The organism is Nostoc sp., from assembly GCF_036917755.1.
GTDB lineage: Bacteria > Cyanobacteriota > Cyanobacteriia > Cyanobacteriales > Nostocaceae > Nostoc.
In genome coordinates this window covers 1-2,209 of record NZ_JBALFC010000093.1, presented here as the reverse complement: position 1 = coordinate 2,209, position 2,209 = coordinate 1, and the positions used below count along the sequence as shown (strand labels likewise).

Here is a 2,209-nt window from a genome sequence, read left to right as displayed (position 1 = left end):
CCACCTGTGTACATTGAAGACTACGTTTCCGAATCCGAATACATTTCTGAACACTATCGCCCCCTCCGCTCTGTGGGTAACTCTGGGTGGCAACCGTCTGATGTTTGGCGCGAGTTGAGAGTTGATGATTCTTGTGGGTAAATTAAGCTCTGACTGAATAAAAATTAATATATCTATCATGCTAAATTACCTTCAAAAAAGCCATGAAACGCTTACTAGGCAAGAAAAATTAACATTATTTACTAGTTATTTATGGGGTTTAGCACTGATTCGGGCTTTTGAGCTTTATTGTCGAGCCTAGTTTTGATATCTAACTAATAATTTGGCATAACAGATACTGAAGAACCAAAATTATTAAACCTTAATGCTCCTAGAAAATTTTCTAGAAGCATTAAGTTAAAGTTTCGTTAATTTATAGAGTTAAATATAGTGCTTGAATCAAAGTCAATATCCAGAGTAGTTAATCAATTTCACCTTTGGGTAAAGAGCAAATGAATATTAGATATAATTGTATGAAGATAAGGTTTACTAAATTTAATTGGCAATACTTGCTGATTATACGCCTCTTGCAAGGCTCACTTCGATTGCGCTTTGCTTAACAATATTTACAAAAAATACAAGCTTGTTTCAAATGTTTTAAAGTTCATATAGATGATTTATCAGTGAAGTTTTGGATTATAAGTAAATACTCTGGGGAAGATGTGTTAAAAATGTTTTTATGGCAAGTATGCTGTGGTTAACATCTATATATTTGTTAAGTATTGTACTTAACATTTAAAGTCTAGATAATTCATTAAATTTGATCAATAGAGCAAGTCATGAACAAAAAATGGGCTGTCAAACGAATCACAATAAATCTTGCATCAGCTGAAAGCGAAAAACTTGAAAAATATTGTACAAGTACAGGTAGACCTGCAACTGATGTGATTCGGGAGTTGATTCGCTCTCTCTCCATAACCGAGTTGTCAGCGTCTGAACAGACTACACCTACGCTAAAATATGATGTTCCCATTTTGAAATAGTGGCAATTGAATCGCTTGTAACTGTTTGGCGTTATCCAAATTGGACAAGGAAATACCCAGCAACCTAATACTGCGGTTTTCCAGATCAATCGACTCAAACAGTCCTTTAGCTATCTCAAAAATCGTAGAGAGTTCACTAATGGGAGCAAGCATTGTCTTACTGCGGGTTAACTGCTGATAGTCAGAGAACTTAACTTTCAGGGTTAATGTGCGTCCTCGCGTTTCATGCTGCTCCAACCGTTGCTCGACAATTTGGGCAATCTGTTCGAGTTCTTGCAACATCTGGCTGATATCGCTTAAGTCCTGTGCAAACGAGGTTTCTGCACCAATGGACTTGCGAACCCGATTCGCCTCAACTGGGCGGTCATCTTCTGCTCTGGCAATCTTATAGTAGTATTGCCCTGCTTTGCCAAAGTGGTGTGTTAACTCAGAAAGAGTTCGCCCCTTCAAATCTGCGCCAGTATGAATACCGAGCGAGTGCATTTTAGCCCCCGTCACCTCTCCTATACCGTGGAACTTCTCAATCGCTAGCTGTTCTACAAAAGCGATCGCTTGCTCTGGCAAAATCACCGTTAGTCCGTTGGGCTTATTTTGACCTGATGCCATTTTTGCAAGAAACTTGTTAATCGACACGCCTGCGGTTGCCCTCAACTGAGTTTCCTGCAAAATTGCAGTTTTGATGTGTCTTGCAATCGTAGAAGCGTAGGGAATGTTTTGCCTATTCTCAGTAACATCTAGATATGCTTCATCTAGTGCAACTCCTTCCACCAAGTCAGTATAGCGTTTGAATATGGCGTGGATTGCTGCGGAAATATCTCGGTAAATATCGAATCTTGGTCTGACGAATATCAGTCCGGGGCATTTAGCGATCGCAGTTACTGACGGCATCGCGGAGTGAATACCAAATTTTCTGGCTTCATAACTGGCTGCTGCAACCACGCCTCGTTGATTCGGACTGCCACCGACTACTAACGGTTTGCCTCGGTAGCTAGAGTTATCCCTCTGCTCTACCGATGCGTAGAAGGCATCCATATCAACATGAATTATTTTCCTGGTTCTAGCGACAGATTCTTGTCCCAAGGGTAGCTCCACCACAAGCAGTCTCGCTTTTCACACACTATTTCCAAGCAAATAAAATCCTAAACTACAAATATTATAGTACACTAGCACTAGTCTCTCGTTCTAAG

The 2,209-nt window shown here is 40.1% G+C and carries 2 protein-coding genes; one reads left to right on the top strand and one right to left on the bottom strand.

What is annotated here, in order from left to right:
* The first annotated feature begins 818 nt into the window (after positions 1–818).
* A complete protein-coding gene (locus V7L05_RS20165; protein ID WP_335166583.1) occupies positions 819–1,022 on the top strand; it encodes a CopG family transcriptional regulator in 204 nt (67 codons plus the stop codon).
* Here V7L05_RS20165 and dinB read toward each other — a convergent pair.
* On the bottom strand, positions 993–2,117 hold the full coding sequence (gene dinB, locus V7L05_RS20160; RefSeq protein ID WP_335166581.1) for a DNA polymerase IV: 1,125 nt from the start codon (positions 2,115–2,117) through the stop codon (positions 993–995). The two genes, V7L05_RS20165 and dinB, sit on opposite strands and share 30 nt — an antisense overlap.
* Between the last annotated feature and the right edge of the window lie 92 nt (positions 2,118–2,209).